The 23,820-nt window shown below is 70.6% G+C and carries 27 protein-coding genes; 6 read left to right on the top strand and 21 right to left on the bottom strand.

Features of this window, described 5'->3' with window-relative positions; translation table 11 throughout:
- The first annotated feature begins 6 nt into the window (after nt 1–6).
- Entirely contained in the window at nt 7–603 is a 597-nt protein-coding gene (locus OG252_RS12870; protein WP_266449429.1) for a TIGR03086 family metal-binding protein, read from the top strand.
- Nucleotides 604–727: 124 nt separating this feature from the next.
- Here OG252_RS12870 and OG252_RS12865 read toward each other — a convergent pair whose 3' ends face one another.
- The 15 genes from OG252_RS12865 to OG252_RS12800 form a co-directional block, all read right to left on the bottom strand.
- Nucleotides 728–1,477 carry a sirohydrochlorin chelatase gene (locus OG252_RS12865; protein ID WP_329336011.1) on the bottom strand — a complete coding sequence of 250 codons (750 nt, stop codon included), beginning with the start codon at nt 1,475–1,477 and terminating at the stop codon, nt 728–730.
- Between the two features lie 5 nt (nt 1,478–1,482).
- Nucleotides 1,483–2,388: an ABC transporter permease gene (locus tag OG252_RS12860; RefSeq protein WP_266449438.1), complete on the bottom strand. Its 906-nt coding sequence runs from the start codon at nt 2,386–2,388 to the stop codon at nt 1,483–1,485.
- Nucleotides 2,375–3,178 carry an ABC transporter ATP-binding protein gene (locus OG252_RS12855; protein WP_266449441.1) on the bottom strand — a complete coding sequence of 268 codons (804 nt, stop codon included), beginning with the start codon at nt 3,176–3,178 and terminating at the stop codon, nt 2,375–2,377. The genes OG252_RS12860 and OG252_RS12855 overlap by 14 nt, the downstream gene beginning before the upstream one ends.
- Before the next feature lie 11 nt (nt 3,179–3,189).
- Nucleotides 3,190–4,299 (bottom strand): aliphatic sulfonate ABC transporter substrate-binding protein, encoded by a 1,110-nt coding sequence (locus OG252_RS12850; protein WP_266449444.1) that lies wholly within the window; start codon nt 4,297–4,299, stop codon nt 3,190–3,192.
- 222 nt (nt 4,300–4,521) lie between these two features.
- Nucleotides 4,522–5,856, bottom strand: a complete 1,335-nt coding sequence (locus OG252_RS12845) for a sulfate adenylyltransferase subunit 1 (protein ID WP_266449447.1) — start codon at nt 5,854–5,856, stop codon at nt 4,522–4,524.
- A 2-nt stretch (nt 5,857–5,858) separates the two neighbouring features.
- Complete coding sequence (cysD, locus tag OG252_RS12840; protein ID WP_329336007.1) at nt 5,859–6,803, bottom strand: sulfate adenylyltransferase subunit CysD; 945 nt, start codon at nt 6,801–6,803, stop codon at nt 5,859–5,861.
- Nucleotides 6,800–7,336, bottom strand: a complete 537-nt coding sequence (gene cysC, locus OG252_RS12835; protein ID WP_266453001.1) for an adenylyl-sulfate kinase — start codon at nt 7,334–7,336, stop codon at nt 6,800–6,802. The genes cysD and cysC overlap by 4 nt, the downstream gene beginning before the upstream one ends.
- Nucleotides 7,337–7,371: 35 nt before the next feature.
- Nucleotides 7,372–8,079 (bottom strand): phosphoadenylyl-sulfate reductase, encoded by a 708-nt coding sequence (locus tag OG252_RS12830; protein WP_266449452.1) that lies wholly within the window; start codon nt 8,077–8,079, stop codon nt 7,372–7,374.
- Complete coding sequence (locus tag OG252_RS12825; protein ID WP_266449455.1) at nt 8,076–8,264, bottom strand: hypothetical protein; 189 nt, start codon at nt 8,262–8,264, stop codon at nt 8,076–8,078. The genes OG252_RS12830 and OG252_RS12825 overlap by 4 nt, the downstream gene beginning before the upstream one ends.
- A complete protein-coding gene (locus tag OG252_RS12820) occupies nt 8,261–9,958 on the bottom strand; it encodes a nitrite/sulfite reductase (protein WP_266449457.1) in 1,698 nt (565 codons plus the stop codon). The genes OG252_RS12825 and OG252_RS12820 overlap by 4 nt, the downstream gene beginning before the upstream one ends.
- Before the next feature lie 129 nt (nt 9,959–10,087).
- A complete protein-coding gene (locus tag OG252_RS52335) occupies nt 10,088–10,171 on the bottom strand; it encodes a putative leader peptide (RefSeq protein ID WP_349817346.1) in 84 nt (27 codons plus the stop codon).
- A gap of 127 nt (nt 10,172–10,298) precedes the next feature.
- A complete protein-coding gene (locus OG252_RS12815) occupies nt 10,299–10,871 on the bottom strand; it encodes a GNAT family N-acetyltransferase (protein WP_329336004.1) in 573 nt (190 codons plus the stop codon).
- A 17-nt stretch (nt 10,872–10,888) separates the two neighbouring features.
- Nucleotides 10,889–12,169 (bottom strand): hypothetical protein, encoded by a 1,281-nt coding sequence (locus OG252_RS12810; RefSeq protein WP_329336002.1) that lies wholly within the window; start codon nt 12,167–12,169, stop codon nt 10,889–10,891.
- A gap of 148 nt (nt 12,170–12,317) precedes the next feature.
- Nucleotides 12,318–13,610, bottom strand: coding sequence for a GAF domain-containing protein (locus OG252_RS12805; RefSeq protein WP_266449466.1), 1,293 nt, complete (start codon nt 13,608–13,610; stop codon nt 12,318–12,320).
- Nucleotides 13,611–13,915: 305 nt separating this feature from the next.
- Nucleotides 13,916–15,550 carry an acyl-CoA dehydrogenase family protein gene (locus tag OG252_RS12800; RefSeq protein ID WP_329335999.1) on the bottom strand — a complete coding sequence of 545 codons (1,635 nt, stop codon included), beginning with the start codon at nt 15,548–15,550 and terminating at the stop codon, nt 13,916–13,918.
- Between the two features lie 166 nt (nt 15,551–15,716).
- Between OG252_RS12800 and OG252_RS12795 the strand changes: the two genes are divergently transcribed.
- Entirely contained in the window at nt 15,717–16,862 is a 1,146-nt protein-coding gene (locus OG252_RS12795) for a YihY/virulence factor BrkB family protein (RefSeq protein WP_266449476.1), read from the top strand.
- A 20-nt stretch (nt 16,863–16,882) separates the two neighbouring features.
- On the opposite strand, the gene OG252_RS12790 is transcribed toward OG252_RS12795, so the two are convergent.
- The gene (locus tag OG252_RS12790) at nt 16,883–17,734 is read right to left on the bottom strand and encodes an NmrA family transcriptional regulator (RefSeq protein ID WP_266449479.1); all 852 of its coding nucleotides are present in this window, start codon (nt 17,732–17,734) and stop codon (nt 16,883–16,885) included.
- 104 nt (nt 17,735–17,838) lie between these two features.
- Here OG252_RS12790 and OG252_RS12785 point away from each other — a divergent pair, with 104 nt between their 5' ends.
- Together OG252_RS12785 and OG252_RS12780 are read left to right on the top strand one after the other, a co-directional pair.
- On the top strand, nt 17,839–18,795 hold the full coding sequence (locus OG252_RS12785) for an AraC family transcriptional regulator (protein ID WP_329345132.1): 957 nt from the start codon (nt 17,839–17,841) through the stop codon (nt 18,793–18,795).
- Between the two features lie 10 nt (nt 18,796–18,805).
- Nucleotides 18,806–19,495 (top strand): AraC family transcriptional regulator, encoded by a 690-nt coding sequence (locus OG252_RS12780; RefSeq protein WP_266449482.1) that lies wholly within the window; start codon nt 18,806–18,808, stop codon nt 19,493–19,495.
- Here OG252_RS12780 and OG252_RS12775 read toward each other — a convergent pair.
- The 4 genes from OG252_RS12775 to OG252_RS12760 all read right to left on the bottom strand — a co-directional run bounded on the left by OG252_RS12775 (nt 19,475) and on the right by OG252_RS12760 (nt 22,054).
- Entirely contained in the window at nt 19,475–19,879 is a 405-nt protein-coding gene (locus tag OG252_RS12775; protein WP_266449485.1) for a VOC family protein, read from the bottom strand. The two genes, OG252_RS12780 and OG252_RS12775, sit on opposite strands and share 21 nt — an antisense overlap.
- 357 nt (nt 19,880–20,236) lie before the next feature.
- Nucleotides 20,237–20,869, bottom strand: coding sequence for a VOC family protein (locus tag OG252_RS12770; protein WP_266449487.1), 633 nt, complete (start codon nt 20,867–20,869; stop codon nt 20,237–20,239).
- 169 nt (nt 20,870–21,038) lie between these two features.
- The gene (locus OG252_RS12765; RefSeq protein WP_266449490.1) at nt 21,039–21,230 is read right to left on the bottom strand and encodes a DUF397 domain-containing protein; all 192 of its coding nucleotides are present in this window, start codon (nt 21,228–21,230) and stop codon (nt 21,039–21,041) included.
- Nucleotides 21,227–22,054 (bottom strand): helix-turn-helix domain-containing protein, encoded by an 828-nt coding sequence (locus OG252_RS12760; RefSeq protein ID WP_266449493.1) that lies wholly within the window; start codon nt 22,052–22,054, stop codon nt 21,227–21,229. The genes OG252_RS12765 and OG252_RS12760 overlap by 4 nt, the downstream gene beginning before the upstream one ends.
- A gap of 112 nt (nt 22,055–22,166) precedes the next feature.
- Between OG252_RS12760 and OG252_RS12755 the strand changes: the two genes are divergently transcribed.
- Complete coding sequence (locus OG252_RS12755; protein WP_329335994.1) at nt 22,167–22,583, top strand: ATP-binding protein; 417 nt, start codon at nt 22,167–22,169, stop codon at nt 22,581–22,583.
- Nucleotides 22,584–22,598: 15 nt separating this feature from the next.
- Here OG252_RS12755 and OG252_RS12750 read toward each other — a convergent pair whose 3' ends face one another.
- Nucleotides 22,599–22,733, bottom strand: coding sequence for a hypothetical protein (locus tag OG252_RS12750; protein ID WP_329335992.1), 135 nt, complete (start codon nt 22,731–22,733; stop codon nt 22,599–22,601).
- A 131-nt stretch (nt 22,734–22,864) separates the two neighbouring features.
- Here OG252_RS12750 and OG252_RS12745 point away from each other — a divergent pair, with 131 nt between their 5' ends.
- Nucleotides 22,865–23,755, top strand: coding sequence for a TIR domain-containing protein (locus tag OG252_RS12745; protein WP_329335989.1), 891 nt, complete (start codon nt 22,865–22,867; stop codon nt 23,753–23,755).
- Nucleotides 23,756–23,820 lie beyond the last annotated feature (65 nt).

Here is a 23,820-nt window from a genome sequence, read left to right as displayed (position 1 = left end):
AGACGCATGAACAAGGACGACCTCTACCCGTACATGACGGAATGCGCCGCCGAGGCGGCCCGCGTGGCGCGCGGAGTGCCGGCGGCACGGCTCGCCGACCCCACCCACTGCCCGGACTGGGACGTCCGCGCCCTGGTAAACCACTGGGTCCTTTACACCTCCCACGGCCTGGAGCACCGAGCCCTGCGCAAACAGCTCCCCGAGGAACTGACCGCCCGCGACTTCACCGCCGACCCCGACTGGGCCGAGGCGTACGCCGCTCAACTGGACCGTGCGGTCGCCGCCTGGGCGGACCCCGCGGTGTGGGAGGGCGAGGTGGACCTGGGTATGGGGACGATGCCCGCCCCCGAACTCGCCTCGATGATCATCAAGGAGACGGCGGTGCACGGCTGGGACGTCGCCGCGGCCACCGGCCAGGAGTTCCACGTCTCCGAGGGAGCGGCCCGCCTCGTCCTCGACGTGGTCGTCACCCACGGCGACCTCTACCGGCAGTACGACGGCTTCGCCGACCCGGTGCCGGTACCCGACGACGCGCCGGTCTTCGAGCGGGCGCTCGCGGCGAGCGGTCGGGACCCGCGCCTGGCCGGGGCGGTACGCGACTAAGGCGGATCGGGCGAAGTCCGGTGCGGTTCGGCAGCGCCCTGAAGGGGCGCGGGGAACTGCGCGACCCGCCACGACGGCGCCGCAGTCCGGCCGACCGCCCATCGCGGCACTCCCCGCGGAGCGCTCAGGCGCCGACCGCCGCCAACGCCGGCATCCGTGCCGCCTCGTACCGCGCCAGCAGCACCCGCGCCACCTCCGGCGCCGGGCCGAGCACGTCCGCCAGGACGTCCGCCTCGGCCGCGCCCCGCGCGATGCGGTCCGGCAGGAAGCCGGGGGCCAGGACGTAGGGGGCGACGGCGACCTTCGCACAGCCAAGGGCCCGAAGCTCCCGCACCGCGTCCTCGGTGCGGGGAAGGGATGCGGAGGCGAACGCAGGCCGCACGGCGCACCAACCGGTGTGCCGCCACTCCCGCGCGATTTCTGCGATCACTGCGATCGCCTCCGGGTCGGTGGACCCCGCCGAGGCCAGCACGACCCCGGTCGAGGACTTGTCGGCGGGCGTCAGCCCCGCCTCGTACAGACGTCGTTCCAGCGCGGCGAGCAGCACCGGCGACGGGCCGAGCACCTCCGCCTGCCGGATCCGCAGCCGCGGCGGCGCGTCCTTCAGGACCGCCGGGATGTCGGCCTTCGCGTGGAACGCGCGGGTCAACAGCAACGGCAGCGCCACGACGTCACGGACACCCTCCGCCGCCAGGGACTCCAGCACCCCTTGCGCGGACGGGACGTTGAAGTCCAGGAAGCCGGTCTCCACCCGCACGTCGGGGCGCAGGGAGCGCACCCGCCGTACGAGAGCGTGCACCGTCGCGGCGTGCCGCGGGTCGCGGCTGCCGTGGGCGATGACCAGAAGAACCGGCTTCTTGAACTTGGTGTGCATGGGACTCAGCTCTTCACCAGCAGACCGCGGCTGCGCAGCACCCACCGCTCCAGCGGACTGAAGATCAGCAGGTCGATCGCGATGCCGACGAACAGGATGAGCAGGATGGCGAGGAAGACCGTGGCCATGCTGCTGTTCGTGCGGCCCACCTCCAGCAGCTGGCCGAGGCCCACGCCGAGGTCCGGCGCCTGGGCGATGATCTCGGCGGCCATCAGCGACCGCCAGGAGAACGCCCAGCCCTGCTTCAGACCGGCCACATAGCCGGGCAGCGCCGCGGGCATCACGATGTGCCAGGTGCCGCGCAGACCGGTCGCCCCCAGCGTCCGTCCCGCGCGCAGGAACAGCGGCGGCACCTGGTCGACGCCGGACACCAGACCGTTGGCGATCGACGGTACCGCGCCGAGCAGGATCACCGCGTACATCATCTCGGGCTTCAGGCCCAGCCAGATCACGGCGGCCGGCACCCAGGCCACCGACGGCAGCGACTGGAGTCCGGACAGAATCGGACCGATGGCCGCGCGCACGAACTTCACCCGTGCCACGACCAGTCCGAGCGGCGTGCCGATGATCAGCGCGAGCACGAAGCCGAACAGGCCCCGCGAGACGCTCGTCCAGATGTAGTCGAGCAGGGTGCCCTTGAGCCACGCGTCCTCGGCCTCGGCCCAGACGGCGCCGGGGGAGGGCAGCTTCGACGCGTCGTCGACGATCTTCAGGGAGATCAGCCCCTGCCAGATCGCGAGCACCACGATGGTGGCGACGATCGGCGGGAAGATCTTCTCCCGGAAGGTCTGCCGGAAGGGCGGACGGCCGGTGACCGAGGTCTCCAGTGCGTCGAGGCCCGCCTCGATGCCGCCCAGCGCGGAGCCGTCCTTGGCGCCCGCGCCGGTCGTCTTCGTGTCAGTGCTGGCCATGGCGGCGGATCTCCCCACGCAGTACTTCGGTGATCTCGACGGACAGTTCCGCCACGGGCGCGTCCTCGATGCGGCGCGGCTGCGGGATGTCGACCGTCCACTCGCGCGCGATCCGGCCCGGACGGGAGGACAGCAGGATCACGCGCTGCGCGAGCCGCACCGCCTCACGCACGTTGTGCGTCACGAAGAGGACGGACACGCCGGTCTCGGCCCAGATGCGGGTCAGCTCGTCGTGCAGCACGTCCCGCGTGATGGCGTCGAGGGCAGCGAACGGCTCGTCCATCAACAGCAGGTTGCTCTCCTGGGCCAGGCAACGGGCCAGCGCCACACGCTGGCGCATACCGCCCGACAGCTCGTGGACCCGCTTGCCGTAGGCGCCCTTCAGCCGGACGAGTTCGAGCAGTTCCTCGGTCCGCTCGCGCCGTTCGTTCTTCGGAACGCCCCGCAGACGCAGGGCGAGCTCGATGTTCTTGCCCGCGGTCAGCCACGGGAACAGGGCGTGCTCCTGGAACATCAGGGCCGGGCGGCCCTCCGTCGTGATGGACCCGACGGAAGGCTCGTCCAGCCCCGCCACCAGGTTCAGCAGCGTGGACTTGCCGCAGCCCGAGGCACCCAGGAGGGTGACGAACTCGCCCGGTGCGACATCGATGCTGATGTCGTCCAGGACGAGCTGCTGCCCGGCGGGGCCCGCGAAGGACTTCGAGACATGCTCAATGCGCGCCGCGTGCTCCACCGACTCGGCGGCCTTGGCGAAGGTCGTGGCCATGGTCGTCACCTCCTGGGAACTCATCGGGTCCTGACTCAGCCGACGCCGAGACCAGCGTCGCTGACCGTGCTCTCGCCCTCGGCCTTGAGGACCTCGTTCAGCGGCTTGAGGTCGTAGATGCCCTTCAGATCGGGTTTCTCCAACAGGCCTGCCTTGACCGCGTGCTCCGCCTCGGTGTTGAGGGTGGCGGCCAGCGGGTCGTTGGTGAACTGGATCGACTTCCACGCCGGGTCGATGACCGCGGCCGGGAGCGCCTTGCCCGAGTCCGTCTCCAGTTGCTTGTTCGCCGAGGCCTTCGCCGCGTCCGGGTTGGCGTTGATCCACTTGTTGGCCTCGATGGAGGCCTTCAGGACGGCCTCGACGGCCTTCGGGTGGTCCTTGAGGAAGGCCTGGCGCACGATGATGTTCGTGATCACGAACTTCTTGTCGGGCCACAGGTCGGCCTCGTCGAGCAGCACCTTGGCGCCCTCGGCGACCAGCTTGGACGCGGTCGGCTCGGGCACCCACGCGCCGTCGATGGAGCCGGACTTGTAGGCGTCCGGGGTGACCTTGTTGTCGGTGCGGACGACCGAGACATCGCCCTTGCCGCTCTCCGCGTCGACCTTCCAGCCCTGCTCCGCGATCCAGTTGAGGAACGCCACGTCCTGCGTGTTGCCCAGCTGGGGAGTCGCGATCTTCTTGCCCTTGACGTCCTTCAGGGACTTGATCTTGTCCGGGTTGACCACGAGCTTGACCCCGCCGGACGCGGCACCGCCGATGATCCGCAGGTTCTTGCCGCCCGACTTGGTGTAACCGTTGATCGCCGGGGACGGGCCGATGAAGCCGATGTCGATCGACGAGGAGTTGAGGGCCTCGATCTCGGACGGGCCGGCGTTGAAGATCTGGTAGGCGGCCTTGGTGGCGCCGAGCTGCTTCTGGAAGTAGCCCTTCTGCACGCCCACCAGCGCGGTCGCGTGGGTCAGGTTGCCGAAGTAGCCGATCTTGACGGAGTCGAGACCGTCGATCTTCTCCGCACCGGCGGCGACCTTGGCGGTCTCGTTGTCCGAGGCCTCTGAGCCGTAACCGCAGGCGGCGAGGGTGAGCAGAGGAAGAGCGGTCGCGGCGGCGAGGCCGCGGCGGAAGAAGGCTGAGCGATTGGCAGGCACGGGAGGTGTTCCCCTCGTTGGCCCGGCGGTCACGGTCTCTCAGGTCGTGGCCGGGAGGTCGGCAGGTTTTCGTCTACGGCGGTGGGGGGTGAGGGCGCGCAGGCAGTGCGCGTACGTCAGCGCACACATCGCGCCACCCCGCCCTGCCCGCTGCCGAGCGCACCGCTGCCGACGCGGCCGCCCTCCTTCGCGAACGAGGAGTAGAAATCGGTGGAGTTCATGTCAGAAGTCCCACCCGTCGTCGTCCGTCTCGTCCTTGACGGGCTCCGGAGACGCGAACGACTCGCCGACCATGCCGGCGGTGAGCGTGGTGCCGTCGTTCGGGTCGATCAGGATGAACGAACCGGTGCGCCGCGAGTCGGCGTACGAGTCGACGGGCAGCGGCTCGGCGGTACGGATCTTGACCCGGCCGATGTCGTTGGCGACGAGCTGTCCCGGGTGCGGGTGCAGGGACAGGTCGTCGAGCGTCAGGCGGGACGGGATGTCCTTGACGATCGCCTTGACCGTGCGGGTGCCGTGCTTGAGCAGCACGCGGTGGCCTACGGTCAGCGGCGCGTCGGCCACGTGGCAGACGGTCGCCTCGATGTCCTGCGTGGTCGGCGGCGCGTCCTTGCTGGGCACGATCAGGTCGCCGCGCGAGATGTCGATGTCGTCCTCCAGCAGGACGGTCACCGACTGCGTCGTCCAGGCGATGTCGACCGGCTTGCCCAGCAGGTCGATGCCGGCGATCTTCGTGGAGCGGCCGGACGGCAGCACCGAGACCTGCTCGCCGACGCGGAAGGAACCGGCGGCGATCTGGCCCGCGTAGCCCCGGTAGTCCGGGTGCTCGGCGGTCTGCGGCCGGATCACGTACTGCACGGGAAGCCGGGCGTGGCAGTGGCTCAGGTCGTGGGCGACCGGGACCGACTCCAGGTGCTCCAGGAAGGTCGGCCCGCCGTACCAGTCCATGTTCGCGGACGGGTCCACCACGTTGTCGCCGGCGAGCGCCGAGATCGGGATCGCGGTGACCTCCGGGACGCCCAGTTCGAGCGCGTACGCCGTGAACTCCTCGGCGATCGCGGCGAACACCGACTCCTGGTACTCGACCAGGTCCATCTTGTTCACGGCGAGCACGACGTGCGGCACGCGCAGCAGCGCGGCGATCGCCGCGTGCCGGCGGGTCTGCTCGACGACGCCGTTGCGGGCGTCGACGAGGATCACCGTCAGCTCGGCGGTGGAGGCGCCGGTGACCATGTTGCGGGTGTACTGCACATGGCCCGGGGTGTCGGCGAGGATGAACCGGCGTCGGGGCGTGGCGAAGTAGCGGTAGGCCACGTCGATGGTGATGCCCTGCTCGCGTTCGGCGCGCAGGCCGTCGGTGAGGAGCGCGAGGTCCGGGGCGCCCTGCCCACGGCCGGCCGAGGCGCGCTCCACGGCCTCCAGCTGGTCCGTGAGGATCGACTTGGAGTCGTGCAGCAGGCGGCCCACGAGCGTGGACTTGCCGTCGTCGACGGAGCCGGCGGTGGCGAAGCGCAGCAGGGTGGTGGCCGAGAGTTCCTCGGTCGTGATGGTGGTCATGGTTAGAAGTACCCCTCGCGCTTGCGGTCTTCCATCGCGGCCTCGGACATCTTGTCGTCGGCGCGGGTGGCACCCCGCTCGGTGAGCCGGGAGGCGGCGATCTCGGTGATGACCTGCTCCAGCGTCGCCGCGTCGGAGTCGACGGCACCGGTGCAGGACATGTCGCCGACCGTGCGGTAGCGCACCAGGCGCTTCTCGACGGTCTCGGTGTCCTTCGGGCCGCCCCACTCGCCCGGCGTCAGCCACATGCCGGCCCGCTGGAACACCTCGCGCTCGTGGGCGAAGTAGATCTCGGGCAGTTCGATGCCCTCGCGGGCGATGTACTGCCACACGTCCAGCTCGGTCCAGTTGGACAGCGGGAAGACGCGGACGTGCTCGCCGGGGGCGTGCCGGCCGTTGTACAGGTTCCACAGCTCGGGCCGCTGGCGGCGCGGGTCCCACTGGGAGAACTCGTCCCGCAGCGAGAACACCCGCTCCTTGGCCCGGGCCTTCTCCTCGTCGCGACGGCCACCGCCGAACACGGCGTCGAACTTCTCGGCCTGGATCTTCTCCGTCAGCGGAAGCGTCTGCAGCGGGTTGCGGGTCCCGTCCGGGCGCTCCTTGAGGACACCGCGGTCGATGTAGTCCTGCACGGAGGCGACATGCAGCCGCAGCCCGTGCTTCTCGACCGTACGGTCCCGGTACTCGAGGACCTCGGGGAAGTTGTGCCCGGTGTCCACGTGCAGCAGCGAGAAGGGCACCGCGGCGGGGGCGAACGCCTTCAGCGCCAGGTGCAGCATGACGATGGAGTCCTTGCCGCCGGAGAACAGGATCACCGGCCGCTCGAACTCACCCGCCACCTCACGGAAGATGTGCACCGCCTCGGACTCCAGCGCGTCCAGGTGCGACAGGGCGTACGGGGTGTCAGTGCCTTCGTCGCCCTTGACCTCGGATGCGGTCGTCGTCATGCCAGTCCCCTCTCGGTGAGCAGCGCGTGGACCGCGGCCGCGGACTCCTGCACGGTCTGGTCCTGCGACTCGATGCGCAGGTCGGGCGACTCGGGCTCCTCGTACGGGTCGTCGACTCCGGTGAGGCCCGTGAGCTCGCCCGCCGCCTGCTTGGCGTACAGACCCTTCACATCGCGTACGGAGCACACCTCGACCGGAGTCGCCACGTGCACCTCGATGTACGCCGTCCCGCTCTCCTGGTGGCGCTTGCGCACCGCCTCGCGGCTGTCGGCGTAGGGCGCGATCACCGGGACGAGCGCCTTGACGCCGTTACGGGCCAGGAGTTCGGCGAGGAAGCCGATGCGCTGCACGTTCGTGTGCCGGTCCTCGCGGCTGAAGCCGAGGCCCGCCGAGATGAACTCGCGGATCTCGTCGCCGTCGAGCACCTCGACGAGATGGCCCTCCTCGCGCAGCCGGCCGGCCAGCTCGTACGCGATGGTGGTCTTGCCGGCACTCGGCAGACCCGTGAGCCAGACGGTGGCTCCGGTCGTCACGTGCTTCTCCTCGGGTAGGTCGGAGGTGGTCGTCATCAGTGCAGTCCGCACTCGGTCTTGTTGCGGCCCGCCCAGCGGCCGGCACGCGCGTCCTCGCCCTCCAGGACGCGGCGGGTGCAGGGGGCGCAGCCGACGGAGGTGTAGCCGTCCATCAGCAACGGGTTGGTCAGCACGCCGTGTTCGGTGACGTACGCGTCCACGTCGTCCTGGGTCCAGCGGGCGATCGGGGAGATCTTGACCTTCTGGCGCTTCTCGTCCCAGCCGACCACCGGGGTGTTCGCCCGGGTCGGGGACTCGTCGCGGCGCAGACCGGTCGCCCAGGCCTGGTAGTTGGTGAGGCCCTCCTCCAGCGGCTGGACCTTGCGCATCTTGCAGCACAGGTCCGGGTCGCGGTCGTGGAGCCTCGGGCCGAACTCGGCGTCCTGCTCGGCGACCGTGCGGCGCGGGGTGAGCGTGATGACGTTCACGTCCATCACGGCCTCGACCGCGTCCCGGGTGCCGATGGTCTCGGGGAAGTGGTAGCCGGTGTCGAGGAAGACGACATCCACGCCCTTGCGCACGCGGGACGCCAGGTGGGCGACCACCGCGTCCTCCATCGAGGAGGTCACGCAGAAGCGCGGGCCGAAGGTGTCGACCGCCCACTGGAGGATCTCCAGCGCGGTGGCGTCCTCCAGCTCGCGGCCCGCCCGCTCGGCGAGCTCCTTGAGGTCCGCTGTCGTGCGCTCTTCCTGAGTCGTCGTCATATCTGCTGTCCCCCTGCGTCGTCGTGCCGAAGGCCCCGGGCGAGCAGCCCGAGGAACTTCAACTGGAATGCGCGGTTGCACGCCGCGCATTCCCACGCGCCGTGGCCGGCTTCCGAGGCTTCGCTCGGCCGGAGGTCCTCGTCGCCGCAGTAGGGGCAGTAGAAGGGGGCGGCCCGCTCACTCATGACAGGGCCTCCTCGGAAGCACGCGAGGCCCAGACGGCGAAGCGCTCGCCCTCCTCGCGCTCCTCCTGGAAACGCTTGAGGACGCGCTCGACGTAGTCGGGCAGTTCCTCGGAGGTGACCTTCAGGCCACGCACCTTGCGGCCGAAACCGGCCTCCAGACCGAGCGCTCCGCCCAGGTGCACCTGGAAGCCCTCGACCTGCTCGCCCCGGTCGTTGAGCATGAGCTGGCCCTTGAGACCGATGTCCGCCACCTGGATACGGGCGCAGGCGTTCGGGCAGCCGTTGAGGTTGATGGTGATCGGCTCGTCGAAGTCCGGGATCCGGCGCTCCAGCTCGTCGATCAGCGAGGCGCCGCGCGCCTTGGTCTCGACGATGGCGAGCTTGCAGTACTCGATGCCGGTGCAGGCCATGGTGCCGCGCCGGAACGGGGACGGCCGCGCGGTCAGGCCGAGCGACTCCAGGGCCTCGACCAGCGATTCGACCTGCGGCTCCTCGACATCGAGGACGATCATCTTCTGCTCGACGGTGGTACGGACCCGGCCGGAGCCGTGCGCCTCGGCGAGCTCGGCGATCTTCGTCAGGGTCGTGCCGTCCACGCGGCCGACGCGCGGGGCGAAACCGACGTAGAAGCGGCCGTCCTTCTGGCGGTGCACGCCGACGTGGTCGCGCCAGCGCTCCACCGGCTGGGCCGGGGCGGGGCCGTCGATCAGCTCGCGCTTGAGGTACTCGTCCTCGAGGACCTGGCGGAACTTCTCCGGGCCCCAGTCGGCGACCAGGAACTTCAGGCGGGCGCGGGTGCGCAGTCGCCGGTAGCCGTAGTCGCGGAAGATCGAGATGACGCCCTCGTAGACGTCCGGGACCTCGTCCAGCGGGACCCAGGCGCCGAGCCGGACGCCGATCTTCGGGTTGGTGGACAGGCCGCCGCCGACCCACAGGTCGAAGCCGGGGCCGTGCTCGGGGTGGTTCACACCGACGAACGCGATGTCGTTGATCTCGTGGGCCACGTCCAGCAGCGGCGAGCCGGAGATCGCGGACTTGAACTTGCGGGGCAGGTTCGAGAAGTCCTTGTTGCCGATGATCCGGCGCTGGATCGCCTCGATCGCCGGGCTGCCGTCGATGATCTCGTCCTCGGCGATACCGGCCACGGGCGAGCCGAGGACCACGCGGGGGGTGTCACCGCAGGCCTCGGTGGTGGACAGGCCGACCGCCTCCAGGCGGTTCCAGATCTCCGGCACGTCCTCGATGCGGATCCAGTGGTACTGCACGTTCTGCCGGTCGGTGATGTCGGCGGTGCCGCGCGCGAACTCCTGCGAGATCTCGCCGATCACGCGCAGCTGCTCGGTGGTGAGCCGGCCGCCGTCGATACGGACGCGCAGCATGAAGTACTCGTCGTCCAGCTCCTCCGGCTCCAGGATCGCGGTCTTGCCGCCGTCGATCCCGGGCTTGCGCTGGGTGTAGAGCCCCCACCAGCGCATCCGGCCGCGGAGGTCGTTCGGGTCGATCGAGTCGAAGCCGCGCTTCGAGTAGATCGTCTCAATGCGTGTCCGCACATTGAGACCGTCGTCGTCCTTCTTGAACTGCTCGTTGCCGTTGAGCGGGGTGTGGTGCCCCGCGGCCCACTGACCCTCACCGCGGTGACGGCTCACCTTGCGGCGTGGAGTCGCGGAGGCAGGGTCCTGCGGGGTGGCGGCCATGGTTGATACGTCCTTCGGGACAGGCGGGAAAGCGGCTCTGACCTGCGCGCGCGGGCGCATGGGTACACATGCGCGTCTTTGCGCAGAAAAGGAGACAGAAGAGGGGATGTCGGGCGGCGCTGGGGCTCGTCAGCGCACCGGACAGATGGCGCTGGACATACGGCCGAGGTCGACGTGCCGCCGACTCACCAAGGCAATTCCAGTTCCAGACATGACGGAAGCGTGTCACGGCGATCTGGACAGAGTCCAGCTTCGTCCGCCATGTGGACACCCTTGTCCCGAAGAGTGAGACAAGGGTGTTCTCGGTCACATGGGCCGAACAAGACCTTGTCGGCGCAGGTCAGGCGGGGTAGGCGCCCGGCCAGGGGCCCGGCGCGGTCACCTCGGACTGCTCCTCGACCTTGGTGTCGAAGAGCGTGAAGCCCCGACGCTGGTAGTTGGCCATCGCGTGCTCGCCGTCCAGGCTGCAGGTATGCAGCCACACCCGCTTGGTCTGCGGCAGACCGGGCCAGCGGTCCGCGAGGTCCCAGGCGCGGGCGGCGCCGTACGACAGCAGGTGTCCGCCGATCCGCCGCCCGCGGAAGGCCGGAACCAGCCCGAAGTAGACGATCTCCACGACCCCGTCGTCCTGTGGCTCCAGCTCCACGTACCCGGCGGGCGTCCCCCGGTCGTATGCGACCCAGGTCTCCACCCCGGGCCGGCCCAGGTGCTCCTGCCACCGCGCGTACGTCCACGCCAGCCGGTCGATCCAGCGGATGTCCCCGCCGACGGACGCGTACAGGAAGCGGCTGAACTCGGGCGAGGGGACCTCGGAGCGGACGATCCGCACGTCCCCCTCCGGCGCGGGGGCCGGGAGGAGGTCGGTCGGGGCGGTCTGCTCCAGGGACCAGGTGGTCACCGGGATGTTGGTCATGACGGCCAGGGAATCATCTACCCCAGTGATCTGTCGATCGAGGCCAGCGGCAGCGCGAACAGCATCTGCCCGGACTGGGACCAGACCTCGCCGGTCGCCTCCCAGTAGGACAGGGACGGCGTGCGTGCGCTCCAGCAGTGCTGGGTGTCGTCGGACCCGCACTGCGCGGCCTTCGCGGTGTCGGCGTCCTGCCGCCACAGCGTGCCGCGTCCGTCCTGCTCGCCGGAGGCGCGGCTCACGTACCAGTCGGAGCGGTACGACAGCACGCCCTGGACGTCGGCGGCCTTCGTCTCGTAGGCCTCCGTGGCGTCCGTGCGGCCGGCGAAGTCGGTGGCCAGCAGTCCGGAGCGGGCCGGGTCGGTGGCGAAGGAGGAGCGCCACAGGAGGGCGGGCCCGTCGCCGTCCGCCGTGGTCCGCTCGCTCGCCACCAGACTGTCGGGCGTCGTGCTGCGGTCCAGGGAGAGGCCGAAGGGGCGGGCGTCGGTGTCCGTGGCGGGGTCGACCGGGCGGTAGGAGCCGACGGCGGGCAGGACGAAGCGGGCACGGTGCGCCGACCAGCCGCCGGGTACCCGGCCGACCGCCGTGCTGACCACGCTCGTGCGCAGGACGCGGTTCATGTCGTAGACGTACACGCCGTCGGCGGCGGTGACCAGCAGCTTGTCCTGGTACCAGACCATGCCGGAGACGTCCGAGTCCAGAGCCCGGAAGTCGCGCCCACCGTCGACCGGGACGGTGAGCAGCACCCAGGTGTACGTGAGGCGGTCCAGGTCGTTCGCGTCGACGAAGGCGACCCTGGCGAGGCCGTGGCCGGCCGCCGCGTTCTGCGACCAGCCGGACAGGACCACGCGGTTCTGGCCCCAGAGGCCGTCGTCGTCCGCGTCGCCGGACGTGGTGACCGCCCCCGGCTGCCAGGAGCGGGTGTCGGCGGCGTCCCAGCACTGGGCACGCGTGGCCGCGGGCTCGACGGGCAGTGCCTTGAGGTCCTCGGCCGGGCAGTCGGCCGCGGCACGCAGACTGTGGTCGGCGTCCTGGAGAACGGCGCTCACGCCGACGGTCCGGCCCATCTCCGAAGCGAGACGGTCGAGCGTGGCCTCGGGCACCTGCTGTTCCTGCCAGCGCAGCGCGGCGATCCGCTCGGACGAGACGACCGGCTTCAGCGCGCCGGGGTCCTCGCTGTCCGTGGCCTGCGAGGCGCTGATCATGGTGGCGGCGCCGGTCAGGGCGAGGGCGGTCCCGGCCAGAAAGGCACGCAGCGCCCTGCCCCGCCGTTGGCGGCGGTGTCTCCCGCGGTGCTTCATTCGTCCTCCCGAGGCGGGCCAACTGCGCCTGATGATCCGTACGTTGACCAGGGAGCAGGTGGGGTGGCCCGTAGGGGATGCTACGGCAGTGGGGGGCGGTAGCGGACAAAGAACCTGCAATTATGCGGAAGATGCACTCCGAGCCTGCTCAGTACGTCCCGCCGGACAGTGCGCGGGCGGCGACCACGGCCGGCGCGGTCGACCAGGGCAACAGGTCGCGCGGGTCGGCCGGGAGCAGCACCTCGACGTCGGCGTCCTCGCAGAAACGATACGGCCGGTGGTCCAGGAAACCGCCGAGATACCGTCGTACCCGGGACATCTCGGCCCGCACCGTCACCGTGCGGCCCGGATCGGCGAACAGGTCACGGGCCAGCCCCGCCGCGCTGCGACCGGAGCGGTGCAGGGCGAGCAGATAGAGCAACTCGGCGTGCCGGGGGCTGAGTTCGTGACTCCAGGAGCCCGCCGAGCCCGACACCGTGACGAAGCGGCGGCGCGGCTGCGCCAGGTCCACCACGATCCGGGTGGCGCCCCGCGGCACCGGCTCGTCGGCGGCCCGGATCAGCCAGCCGCCCGGCAGCGGTTCCAGCGCGCACTGCCCGAGCGCCGGCAGCCACCGACGGCCCGGCGACAGCGACTTGGGCAGCGCGATCCGTTTCGTGTACGGCATCCCGGTCACCGCCGCGGTCCAGCCGTCCCGGTCCACCACCGCGGCCCGCCCGGCAAGGCGGGCCAGCACCGGCGCGGCCACCGCGCGCAACTGCTCCAGCGAGGTCAAATGCAGCTCGCGCAGCCGTGCCTCGGCGAGCTTGGCCACCGAGTCGACCCAGGCGAGCGTGGCCGGGTGCATCGTCTCCAACGGCCCGCTCACGTCCACCACGCCGATCAGCCGGCCGTCCCGCGGGTCCGTGACGGGTGCGCCGGTACACGTCCAGGTGGCGTGCGTGCGTACGAAGTGTTCGGAGGCGAAGACCTGCACGGGACGCCGTACGACCGCCGGGGTGCCCACGCCGTTGGTGCCGACGACCTCCTCCCGCCAGTCGGCGCCGAGTTCGAGGCCGAGCCCGTCGGCCTTGCGCAGCACGGGCGAACTCCCCTCGCGCCACAGCACCCGGCCCTGCTCGTCGGCTACCACCATGATGTGGTGGGCGATGTCCGCGACCGACAGCAGCCCCTCCCGCAGCACCGGCAGCACATGCTTGAGGGCCGTCGTCTCCCGGCGCCGCTGCACCTCATCGCGGGGCAGCAGCCCCGACCGGAAGTCGTGGTCGGGATCGACGCCGCCGCGCAGCATGCGCTCCCAGGACTGTTCGATCACCGGCCGTGGCGCGACCGGCCCGCGCTGCCCCGAGAGCGTCGCGGAACGGACCTCGCTGAGTACCCGTGCCGCCCGCGCCGAGTCCACGGCGGCGAGTTGCGTCACGTCCGTCGGCGAGAGTGCCACGGGACCTCCCGGAAGAAGGGCTCGGGACAACCGGTTCGCGGTGGCTTTTCGGCCACCGTCCGGAAGTCCGTCCTGACTGTCCGTCTCATAGTGCCGCCTGCCCAAGTCGGAGGGACCCAGTCCGCCCACAGACGCCAGCAAGTTGCAACCCCCTGCAACCCTGGTGGACTGCCCTGCCGTCCTTGAAACTTGAGCGACGCCGCCCAGTGCGGCGCACGTGGCTCCAACGGGCCAGTGGCGGGGGTGGTGCCGTGTCGGCGCAGCACCACCCCCGCGCCGTGCGGGCACGCGCGTACGCAAGCGGATCAGGCCACTGGCCGGGCGCGCTCCACCACCGACGCCAGATCCAGAGTGTGCGGCAGTGTCCCGAAGGTCGCGCCCGAGTCGCCGCCCAGCCGGGACGCGCAGAACGCGTCGGCGACCTCCGGCGTCGCATACCGCACGAGCAACGACCCCTGGAGCACCAGCGCGAGCCGCTCGGTCACCCGCCGGGCCCGCCCCTCCACGCCCTCCAGATCGGCGAGTTCGGTCAGCAGGTCCTTGATCGCCGCGTCCAGGCGGTGGTCGGCGCCGCGCGCCTTGCCGACCTCCTGGAGGTAGGCGTTCAACGCCAGTGGTTCGCGTTGCAGCGCGCGCAGCACGTCCAGGGCCTGGACGTTCCCGGCGCCCTCCCAGATCGAGTTGAGCGGCGACTCGCGTACCAGCCGGGGCATCCCCGACTCCTCGACGTATCCGTTGCCGCCCAGGCACTCGGACGCCTCCACCGTCACCGGCGAACACCGTTTGGTCACCCAGTACTTGGCGGCCGGCACCGCGATCCTGAGCAGCGCCCGCTCCTGCTCGCTCCCGTCGTCGTAGGCCGCCGCGAGCCGCAGCGCGAGCGTGGTCGCCGCCTCCGACTCCAGCGCGAGGTCGGCCAGCACGTTGCGCATCAGCGGCTTGTCGACGAGCCTGCCGCCGAACGCCTCGCGGTACGTGCAGTGGTGGACCGCCTGCGCGACGGCCTGCCGCATCAGGCCCGCCGAGCCCAGCACGCAGTCGAGCCGGGTCGCCGCCACCATCTCGATGATGGTGCGCACCCCGCGCCCCTCCTCGCCGACCCGGCGGGCCCACGTCCCGTCGAACTCGACCTCGGCGGACGCGTTCGACCGGTTGCCCAGCTTGTCCTTGAGCCGCTGGATCATGAAGACGTTGCGGGTGCCGTCCGCCAGCACCCGCGGCACCAGGAAGCAGGTGAGCCCCTCCGGTGCCTGCGCGAGCACCAGGAACCCGTCCGACATCGGCGCCGAGCAGAACCACTTGTGCCCGGTCAGCTCGTACGTCCCGTCCTCGGCGAGGGGCCGGGCGGCCGTCGTGCCCGCCCGCACGTCGCTGCCGCCCTGCTTCTCCGTCATGCCCATCCCGAACAGGGCACTCGCCTTCAGCTGGGCGGGCCGCAGCTCACGGTCGTAGATCATCGAGGTCAGCCGGGGCTCCCACGCGGCGGCCAGCGCGGGGTCACCGCGCAGCGCGGGCACCGCGGCATGGGTCATCGACAGCGGGCAGAGGTTGCCGGCGTCGACCTGCGTCCACACCAGGAAGGCGGCCGCGCGCCGCACATGCCCGCCGGGCCGGGACCAGGCCGCCGTCAGGCCCGCCGAGACGCCCTTGCCGAGCAGCCGGTGCCAGGCCGGATGGAAGTCGACCTCGTCGATCCGGTGCCCGTGGCGGTCGTGGGTGCGCAGTCTCGGCGGGAACTCGTTCGCCTGTGCCCCCCACTCCTGCACCTGCGCCGAGCCACAGGCCCGGCCGAGCGCCGCGAGCTCGCCGCGCACCTCGTCGAGCAGGTCCGGAGCGGTGTGCCGGTCCACCGCCGCCGCCAGGGCACGGTCGGCGGTGAACGCGTCGTATCCGACCAGTGGCGGAGGCTGGTTGGTCACTGTGTGGGTGCTGCCTGCCATGTACGCGAACCTACCCGCCACGGCGGCGGTCACCACATCGACGCGGCAGCCGTGCATGAGGCAGCAGAGCGGGCGTGGGGCTCGGGTGCCGCGCCCCCCGACGCGTCCCCGCCCGCCGGGGCACCGGGGGATGAGCACACCCAGGCACGACGGATACCTTTAGGTCGTGCAGCCAGCAAGTGAATCCCCTCAGCCTCCCTCAGGACGCCTCCATCGGGCGCGTGCCCTGTACCGGAACGTCTCGAAGCGCAGGACTACCTGGCTGCTGATCAAGGACACCGTCAACTCGTGCATGGAGTACCGCATCCTGGGCCTGGCGGCCGAGGCGGCGTTCTTCACGCTGCTGTCCGTGCCCCCGCTGCTGCTGAGCATGATCGGTCTGCTCGGCTACGTCGACGACTGGACCGGCGCCGACACCATCGCGAGCCTGGAGACCAACATCCTGGAGGCCTCGCGCACGATCCTGTCCGACAAGGGCGTCACCGAGATCGCCCAGCCGATCCTGCACGACGTGATGAAGGGCGGCCGGCCCGACGTCATCTCCATAGGTTTCCTGTTCGCCCTGTGGTCGGGCTCCCGCGCGGTGAACGTCTTCATCGACACCATCACCGTGATGTACGGCCTCGACGGCGTCCGCGGCATCGTCAAGACCCGCCTGATGGCCTTCCTGCTGTTCGTCGTGGCCCTGCTGATCGGCTCGATCGCGCTGCCGCTGATGGTGGCCGGACCGGACGCGGTGGTGAACATCGTGCCCTGGTCCGAGACCGTCGTACAGGTGCTCTACTGGCCCGTCGTCATCGTGCTGTCGATCGTCTTCCTCACCACGCTCTACCACGTGTCCGTCCCCGTCCGCTCCCCATGGATCGAGGACGTGCCCGGCGCCCTGGTGGCCCTCGCCATGTGGGTCCTCGGCAGCTTCCTGCTGCGCATCTACCTGACCAACACCGTCGAGGGCCCCACCATCTACGGCTCCCTCGCCGCGCCCGTGGCCGTCCTGCTGTGGATCGGCGTGTCCGCGTTCGCCGTCCTCGTCGGCGCCGCGGTCAACGCCGCGATCGACCGGGTCTGGCCGGCCGCCGCGACGGCCGCGGCCCGCGCCGCCAACGAACGGCTGCGCGAGGCGCAGGTCGCCGAGTACGTCGCCCGCGCCACCGCGGCCCGCGCGGCGGTCCCCGACGACCCGGACGACCCCGACATGCCCTCCGAGTTCCCGGAGCGGTGGTCGCGGTTCCTGCCGCCGGAGGACGTGACCTCCCGCCTGCGCACCCACGTGAAGAGCACCCACCCCCCGCACAAGCCGGAGGGCTCCTAGGCCCTGTCGTCGACACAGGGTCACGCCCGCCAGGCGCCGGCCGCCGCGGCCTCCCGCACGAACTCCCCGAAGTCACGGGCCTCGCGCCCCAGCACCTGACGCACGTCATCGGTCAGCCGCGCGTTGCGCCCGTCCATCAGCCCCTCGAAGACCTCGATCAGCAGCTGCACCTCCACCGGCGGCACCCCGAACCCCGCCAGCGTCTCCCCGTACGCCCGCACCGGCACCGGCGTGTACGTCACCTTGACGCCGGACGCCTCCGAGATCTCCGCGACCGCCTCCCGCCAGGACAGCAGCCGAGGTCCGGTCAGCTCCAGCGTCCGCCCCACGTAGCGGTCCCCGGCGACCAGCACGGCCGCGACCACCTCACCGACGTCCCGCAGGTCGACGAACGGCTCCCGCACCTCACCGGCCGGAAACGCCAGCTCCCCGTGGCGCAGCCCCTCCACCAGGGGCCCCTCGCTGAAGTTCTGCGCGAACCAGGAAGCCCGTACGACCGTCCAGTCCGCGCCCGAGGACGTCAGCGCCTCCTCGGCCGGCAGCGCCTGCTCCTCGCCGCGCGCCGACAGCAGCACCAGCCGCCGTACGCCCAGCCCGACCGCCTCCCGGGCGAGGGCGCCGATCCCTTCGGCGGCCGCGGGGGAGCCGATGTCGGACGGGTACACGAGGTACGCCGCGTCGGCGCCCCGCAGCGTGTCCGCCCACGTCGTCGGGTCCTCCCAGTCGAAACCCTGTGCGCGGGAGGCGGCCCGCACCGTCAGCCCGGCCGCCCGCGCGGCCCCGGAGACCCGGCTCCCGGTACGCCCGGAGGCACCGGTCACCACCACTGTCATGTCCTGGGTCCTCTTGGTGTTGTCCGTGTTTGTCGTCATGCCTTCAGTCAACGGCCGCGCGCTTCAACAGCCCATCGCTGAACGGCTCATTCCCATGCGCGGGCGTCTACGCTGACGGCATGGACGCGCCCCCACGCTCGAATATGCTCACGCGGGGGGACCCCCTTGCAGGCCTCCTGGAGGGCCCCCGCGCCCGGGGTGCCTTCATGATCCGCGCGTGTTTCGACCCGCCCTGGGCGGTCCGCGTCGAGGACCGCGCCCCGCTGACGGTCATGCTCATGGTCCGCGGCGAGTCCTGGATCGTGCCGGACACGGGGGAGCGGGTGCGGCTGCGGCCCGGCGAGCTGGCCATCGCGCGCGGCCCCGACCCGTACACCTGCGCCGACGCCCCCGATACCGCGCCCCAGGCGCTGATCCTGCCGGGCGCCGAGTGCCGCTACCCGGACGGACGGCCCCTCAACGGCTCCATGGACATCGGCGTCCGCAGCTGGGGCGACCGGCCCGACAGCGCCACGGTGATGCTGATCGGGACGTACCTGGTCCAGGGCGAGATCAGCGGCCGTCTCCTGGACGCGCTGCCGCCGCTGCTCTCCCTCACCTCCGAGACGTGGCAGTGCGCGCTCACGCCCGTCCTCATGGACGAGGTCGTGCGCGACGAACCCGGTCAGGAGGTCGTCCTGGACCGGCTCCTCGACCTGCTGGTCATCGCCGCCCTCCGCGCCTGGTTCGCCCGCCCGGAGGCGGCGCCGCCCGCCTGGTACGCGGCGCTCGCCGACCCCGTCGTCGGCCGCGTCCTGCGCCTGGTCCAGGACCACCCCGCCCACCCCTGGACGGTCGCCTCGCTCGCCGCCAAGGCCGGCGTCTCGCGGGCCGCGCTCGCCCGCCGCTTCACCGAACTCGTCGGCGAGCCCCCGATGACGTACCTCACCGGCTGGCGCCTCGCCCTCGCCGCGGACCGCCTCCGCGACACCGACGACACCCTCGAGGCGATCGCCCGCCAGGTCGGCTACGGCAGCGCGTTCGCCCTGTCCAGCGCGTTCAAGCGGGTGTACGGGGTGAGCCCGCAGGAGCACCGGACGCGGCTGGTGCCGACGGCGTAGCCTGGCCTACGTGTACGCGGAGCGGCCATCCCGTATGGCGGGCGCGGTGGTGTGGACGAACACCCCGTCCGGGCCCGACGCCGGGCGTGTCCTGCCCGACGGCTGTATGGACCTGCTGTGGCACGAGGGCCGACTGGTGATCGCCGGGCCCGACACCCGCGCGTACGTCACCGAGGGCGAGCCGAGCGCCTGGGCCGGCGTCCGCTTCTACCCGGGCACCGCGCCCGCCCTCCTGGGCGTGCCCGCGCACGAGATGCGCGACCGGCGGGTGGAGCTGGCCGACGTGTGGCCGGCCGCGGAGGTACGGCGCGTCACCGCACAGGTGAACGCGGCCGACGACCCGGCGAGCGGCCTGGAGCAGGTGGCGTTGGAACGCGCCGCCGGGACCGATCCCCCCGACCCACTCCTACGACAGGTGGTCACCGCCCTCGACGCGGGCCGCCCGGTCGCCACCACCGCCGACGAACTCGGCGTGGGCGCCCGCCAGTTGCACCGCCGCTGCCTCACCGCCTTCGGCTACGGCCCCAAGACGCTGGCCCGGGTCCTACGACTCCAGCGCGCCCTCGCCCTGGCGCGCTCCGGAGTTCCCCTCGCGGAGACGGCGGCCCGGTCCGGCTTCGCGGACCAGGCCCATCTGGCAAGAGACGTGAAGGAGTTGGCGGGCATGCCGCCGACGGACCTACTGGGCCGCCCCGGGTAGCGGCGCGAACAGGTCGACCCCGTTGCCGTCGGGATCGAGCACCACCGCGTACCGCTGCCCCCACACCGCGTCCCACGGCTTCAACTCCCCGTGGTACCCGGCACCCACCAGCTCCTGGTACACCGAGTCGACCTCGGCCGGACTGTCGCACAGCAGCGCGAGCGAGATGCGCCCGCCCTCGGTCGGCGGCTGCCATTCCGGCTGGATCTGCCGCACCATCTCCTCACTGTCGAGCATCAACCGCAGCCCGCCCGGCAGCCCGGCCTCGGCATGCGGCCCCTCCTCGGCACCCTCCGGAAAGACGAAACCGAGCCGACGGTAGAAGGCGACGGAGGCGGCCATGTCGGAGGCCACCAGGCCGATCGCATCGAATCGTGGAGTCATGGGGCCACCGTAGGCAGGGGTGCGGGGGCCGGTCTTGAAGGAATCGGACACGGGTCGGCTGGGCGGTGCTTGCACGGGCCGCGACGGCCGACCGGAGGGCTGGGACGAGCAGGTCGTCGACCCAGCCATGACGCGGAAACACGGTGCCCGGGGCCGAGTCGGTGATCTGCGACATGCACTGCTCCTTCAGGACTGCGGACGGAGGGATACCCGCGTCGGTCAATCGCTGCCCGACCTGCACGAAGAAGCGCAGCACACCGCCCGGCCGAAGGATCACCGAAGCGGCCCAGATCTCATACGGTCCACTGGGCTCACCATCGGATGACAGCCGCCGTCAACGGCGAGCAGGCCGGGCGCTCACTCGAACGTCACTGGTCCGCGGGGTGTGTCCACCGTGAAGGAGAACCCCACCGGCCCCGGAGCGAGGGTGAGCGAGGTACCGAGGGCAGCGAGCAAGGGCCGGATCTCGTCCGGGTCGGGAGCGGTGGCCGACAGCTGCAGGAGCGGGGTGACCGGCAGCCCCGAGGCCGATGGGTGCGGTGAGGAACCCCAGTCGATGAGGAAGGGGACCAGGCCGGACGGGTGGGCGGTGTCGCCGTCGGTCAGGCGCCACTCCAAGAGGGTGCCGTCGGGTCTGCGGCGGCTCATGGCGTGGATCGAACCGGGGTTGTATCCCTGCGCCCGGGCCGCCGTGACGGTCGCGTCCAGGTCGGCGGGGCTGATCGCCCAGGTCACCGTCCGCGGGCCGGAGAGCCGGTCGACGTCAAAGGGCCGTGGCCCGTCGTACCCGCGCTGCTCCGGATCCGGACCGATGATCTCCAGGTAGCGGGCGCCGCCCAGCGCCACCAGATGGTTGCGGGTGCCGAACCCGACATGCGCACCGCCGAGCGCGGGGGTCACGCCGGTGCGCCGGCTGAAGTCGGTGACGGTCGTGGCCAGATCGGGGGTGGCGAGGACGAGGTGGTCCAGCGTCGCGGGGATGGAGTCCATCGCAGCGAGGCTACGCACCGGCCCCCGGGAGCGGAACGCCTTTGCGGCGGCGGCGACACGGCGCCTCACCGCAGGGTGGCCTCCATCGCGTCGGGCTCCCGCACCCGGGCGGCCGGGTCGTCGCGGCGGACCAACTTCTCGTGGAGGGCGTTGATCTGTTGCTGCCAACTCACAAGGCGCGGTTGTTGGCGAGCTCCAGGAAGGCGGTCCAGGCGGCGGGGGCGACGGTGAGGTGGGGGGTGGCGGGGGTTTTCGAGTCGCGGATGTGGATGGTGGTGGGGAGGATGGCGACTTCGATGCAGGCGCCGCCCTCGCCGCTGCTGTAGCTGGACTTGAACCACTCAAGTGCGGTGCCGCTCATTGCTCTCCCAGACGACGGTCCAACAAGTCCCTCGTATCCTCGGCGTTGAGGGCCTGCGTTCGCAGCATCGCATATTTCTGGGTGAGGATCGCCACCTCGTCCGGATCGGCGATCAGCGTGCTGCCACGCTGGGTTTCGCTGTACCCCAGCCGCTGATGCTCGGGGGTTTCCAGCAGGATGAACGGCCCTTCGAGCCCGGCGTGCGAGGTGCGGCCGAGTGGCAGGACCTGGAGCGCCAGACCGGGCAGGTCCGCGTATTCCCTGAGGTGCCGCAGCTGTTCGAAGTACACCTCGTTGCCGCCCAGACGGTCCTCCAGCGCCGCCTCCCAGATCACGAAGCTCATCATCGGCGGCACCCTGCGATGCAGGATTTCCCGCCGCTCGATGCGCGCAGCCACCAACTGCTCGATCTCGTCCTCGTCGTAGACCGGAACGCGATTGCGGAAGACCGACCTCGCGTACCCCTCGGTCTGGAGCAAGCCGGGGACCAGCAAGCTCTCGTACCACGAAACGGCGATCGCCTCCCGCTCCCGATCCAGATACTCCTCCGCCCACAACGGGACGAGATCCACCTCCGGCATCCTGCTCAAGGCAGTGGCCAACGCCCCCTTCGTACCGAGGAGTTCGTCGAACTGCTCGGCGAGGTCCGGCTTCAGCGGCCGTCTGCCTTGCTCGATCGACGCGATCTGCTGCTCGCCGACGACGAACTGCTCGCCCAGTGACTTCTGCGTGTATCCGGCGGCCTCACGGAAGAGGGCGAGCAGGGCGCCCACCATCTTCATCGCCGAGGCGTTCCTCCGTGACCGTCGAGTCGTGGTGCTCATGTGGTCCAACTCCCCACCCGCGGGCGTAGGTTCACTGTCGCGTACTCGTACAGACAAGCTGTACGAGTACGCGGACTGTCACATCATGACCACGGAGCGTCACTCTCGTCACGTGAACACGGAAACTCACCCCCCGTCCCCACGTGAGCGCTTCTACCGCCGCGAACGCCAGTCCGTCCCCGCCGCCCGCGCGTTCACGCGCGACGCACTCGTCGACTGGGGTGTGCGGGAGCGGTCGTACGACATCGTGCTGTGCGTCAGCGAACTCGCCACCAACGCCCTGGTCCACGGCGTACCGCCGGGCCGTGGCTTCCTGCTCCGCCTGCTGCCGCTGCCTTACGAGGGCGGGGTGCGCGTCGAGGTGCACGACAGCGGGGGAGGTGTACCGGCCGTACCCCAGGCGGAGGCGCCGGACGAGGGTGGGCGCGGGCTGCTGCTGGTGTCGGAGCTGGCGGACAAGTGGGGGGTGGGGGAGCGGGCGCCGGGGAAGATCGTGTGGTGCGAGTTCGCGACCTGCTCTTCGGGCTGAGCGACGCGGCGAAATTCACGACCCCGTGGAGCAGTCGACGTCGGTCCAGGTCGCCAGGAGGTCATGGCAGATGACAATGAGCGTGCCGTTCCAGAAGGTGAGTTCGTGGCTGCAGCCGTTCTTGTGGGGCAGGATCTCGTCGAGGATCACTGCGCCGAGGTTGGTCCAGTCGTCGGCTTCGGCCTCGGGGCTTCTGACCGCTCAGGCTGGAGACGCCCTCGAACCAATTGGGGCAGTATCGTGCCGATGGCGCGACCGCGACCTCTACGGGAACGGAACGAATGACCGGGGGCGGCGAATTGGGTACGGACAGTCCGATCAAGGACCCGAAGATCTTCATCTCCTACCGTCGTATCGATACGAAGACGAGGGTGACGTCGCTGGCTCGTGACCTGTCGTTGAAGTTCGGCCCGAACGCAATCTTCGTGGACACAGACAAGATCCGTGCGGGCAACAAGTGGCGAGAGGAGATCGAGGCGGCCCTCGACGCGGCCGACGTCCTGCTCGTGGCCATCGGAGATAAGTGGCTCAGCGCGACCGATCTTTACTACCGGCGCCGAATCGACAATGAGGACGACTGGGTGCGCCGCGAGATTTCCTCGGCGCTGGCGTCCAAGAAGGCGATCATCCCCATCCGCTTCGACGGCCAGGTAAGTCTCGAACGAGAGGCCCTGCCGAAGGAGTTGTGGCAGCTGGCCGACCTCCAGTCGATAGAGCTGCGTGAAAGCGACTGGCACGAGGACTTCGAAAAAATCATCCGACGGCTGGGAGATTTCGGTTTCACCAGTTCGGCCCAGATCGTTCCGTATCCGAATCCGGTGATCAAGGAACCGGTAGCCTCCGAGGCGGAGATCAAGGAGTTCCTGCGGCGCTATCCGGAGTGGAAGGTGCAGTATCGCCCTCACCCCACCGATCCCGGCGCCCAACGCAGAGGCATTGGTGCCACCCTGACCTTCCGTAACTTCCGCGACGCGATCCATTTCATGGCAACCGCCGCCTGGGGAATCGATGAGCGCAACCACCATCCCGAATGGGAGAACATCTGGAAGTCCGTGGTCATCTGGATCACCCAGTTCGACATTGGCGGCGACATCACCGGCCGCAACATCGAACTCGCCGAATACCTCATGTCCGTCTACGAGCCCTACGCGAAGACCCTCTACCCCACCTGATCCTTGGACGCCCCCAGGCCGACTCCTGGGCTCTGCACTATCCAGCTTCTGACAAGCGCGGGGAG

The sequence above is a fragment of the Streptomyces sp. NBC_01352 genome (genome assembly GCF_036237295.1).
GTDB classification, from domain to species: domain Bacteria; phylum Actinomycetota; class Actinomycetes; order Streptomycetales; family Streptomycetaceae; genus Streptomyces; species Streptomyces plumbiresistens.
Note: the sequence above shows the minus strand (reverse complement) of the source record. Positions and strands in the feature narration are given on the sequence as shown.

Bases quoted from the DNA above. Each gene is read 5' to 3' on its own strand.
- OG252_RS12810 (WP_329336002.1), bottom strand. From the start codon at position 12,169: ATGAAGCACCGCGGGAGACACCGCCGCCAACGGCGGGGCAGGGCGCTG.
- OG252_RS12760 (WP_266449493.1), bottom strand. From the start codon at position 22,054: ATGAGCACCACGACTCGACGGTCACGGAGGAACGCCTCGGCGATGAAG.
- OG252_RS52335 (WP_349817346.1), bottom strand. From the start codon at position 10,171: ATGTCTGGAACTGGAATTGCCTTGGTGAGTCGGCGGCACGTCGACCTC.
- OG252_RS12770 (WP_266449487.1), bottom strand. From the start codon at position 20,869: ATGGACTCCATCCCCGCGACGCTGGACCACCTCGTCCTCGCCACCCCC.
- OG252_RS12775 (WP_266449485.1), bottom strand. From the start codon at position 19,879: ATGACTCCACGATTCGATGCGATCGGCCTGGTGGCCTCCGACATGGCC.
- OG252_RS12785 (WP_329345132.1), top strand. From the start codon at position 17,839: ATGCTCACGCGGGGGGACCCCCTTGCAGGCCTCCTGGAGGGCCCCCGC.
- OG252_RS12765 (WP_266449490.1), bottom strand. From the start codon at position 21,230: ATGAGCGGCACCGCACTTGAGTGGTTCAAGTCCAGCTACAGCAGCGGC.
- OG252_RS12870 (WP_266449429.1), top strand. From the start codon at position 7: ATGAACAAGGACGACCTCTACCCGTACATGACGGAATGCGCCGCCGAG.
- OG252_RS12800 (WP_329335999.1), bottom strand. From the start codon at position 15,550: ATGGCAGGCAGCACCCACACAGTGACCAACCAGCCTCCGCCACTGGTC.
- OG252_RS12830 (WP_266449452.1), bottom strand. From the start codon at position 8,079: ATGACGACGACTCAGGAAGAGCGCACGACAGCGGACCTCAAGGAGCTC.
- OG252_RS12745 (WP_329335989.1), top strand. From the start codon at position 22,865: ATGACCGGGGGCGGCGAATTGGGTACGGACAGTCCGATCAAGGACCCG.
- OG252_RS12815 (WP_329336004.1), bottom strand. From the start codon at position 10,871: ATGACCAACATCCCGGTGACCACCTGGTCCCTGGAGCAGACCGCCCCG.
- OG252_RS12845 (WP_266449447.1), bottom strand. From the start codon at position 5,856: ATGACCACCATCACGACCGAGGAACTCTCGGCCACCACCCTGCTGCGC.
- OG252_RS12820 (WP_266449457.1), bottom strand. From the start codon at position 9,958: ATGGCCGCCACCCCGCAGGACCCTGCCTCCGCGACTCCACGCCGCAAG.
- OG252_RS12860 (WP_266449438.1), bottom strand. From the start codon at position 2,388: ATGGCCAGCACTGACACGAAGACGACCGGCGCGGGCGCCAAGGACGGC.
- cysD (WP_329336007.1), bottom strand. From the start codon at position 6,803: ATGACGACGACCGCATCCGAGGTCAAGGGCGACGAAGGCACTGACACC.
- OG252_RS12865 (WP_329336011.1), bottom strand. From the start codon at position 1,477: ATGCACACCAAGTTCAAGAAGCCGGTTCTTCTGGTCATCGCCCACGGC.
- OG252_RS12790 (WP_266449479.1), bottom strand. From the start codon at position 17,734: ATGACGACAAACACGGACAACACCAAGAGGACCCAGGACATGACAGTG.
- OG252_RS12855 (WP_266449441.1), bottom strand. From the start codon at position 3,178: ATGAGTTCCCAGGAGGTGACGACCATGGCCACGACCTTCGCCAAGGCC.
- OG252_RS12825 (WP_266449455.1), bottom strand. From the start codon at position 8,264: ATGAGTGAGCGGGCCGCCCCCTTCTACTGCCCCTACTGCGGCGACGAG.